The organism is Clostridium sp. MT-14 (assembly GCF_042436595.1).
GTDB lineage: Bacteria > Bacillota > Clostridia > Clostridiales > Clostridiaceae > Clostridium_B > Clostridium_B aromativorans.
Genome location: NZ_JBHMIY010000090.1, coordinates 1 through 906 on the forward strand (window position 1 = coordinate 1; position 906 = coordinate 906).

Annotated in this window: 1 protein-coding gene; it reads left to right on the top strand. The window is 41.2% G+C overall.

Annotated elements, in window-relative coordinates; translation table 11 throughout:
• The coding region (locus ACFHWD_RS20625) for a M20 family metallopeptidase (protein ID WP_378062944.1) at positions 1 to 906 on the top strand (906 nt) is incomplete at both ends.

The following is a 906-nucleotide window of genomic DNA, read 5'->3' on the forward strand; positions in this document are numbered from 1 at the left end:
AGTTACAGAGGATACAGGGCTCCCATACAGTTCAAAAAATCCGGGTTATATGCATGCCTGTGGTCATGATACTCATATTGCGGAACTTTTAGGGGCTGCAAAAATATTATCGGCTTTAAAAGACAAATTAAACGGCAGTGTAAAGTTCATTTTTCAACCTGCTGAAGAGGCCGCAAGCGGTTCCGATTATATGATAGAGCATGGGGCACTTGAAAATCCAAAAGTGGATATGATTATTGGAATGCATACTTTTGGAATGATTGAGACGGGTAAGGTAGTGGTTCAAAAGGGACCTTTTATGGCATCCGGTGATGAATGGCAGCTTACTGTAGAGGGTAAATCCTGTCATGGCTCATCACCCTGGCAGGGAGTGGATGCAATGCCCTGTGCAGTAGCCATTATGGAAGGGTTCCAGACCATTGTCAGCAGATTCAACGATGCCAGGAATCCCATAGTTATAAATGTTGGAACTGTAAAGGCAGGGGAAAGATTTAATGTGGTTCCCGGTAAAGTTGAGATGACAGGGATGAACAGGGCTCTATCCAGTGATTCCAGGAAAATGATGCCAAAATGGATGAAGAAAATAATAGATGGTGTCTGCAGTGCCTATGGCTGCAAATATGACTTTAAATATAAAGATGGATTTAAACCCACTATTAACGACGATAAATCCACTGAATTTGCCAGGAAGTCCGTGGCCAAATTGATAGGTGAAAAAAATATTATTCAGGTAGGTAAGATCATGGGTTCTGAAGATTTTTCCTCATATCTTGAAAAGGTACCGGGTACATTTATGATACTTGGCGGTGGAAACAAAGAAAAAGGATGGATGTATTCCCAGCATTCCAATCATTTTACTATTGATGAGAACTGTCTTCCTATAGGAGCAGCAGTTTATAGTCAGAT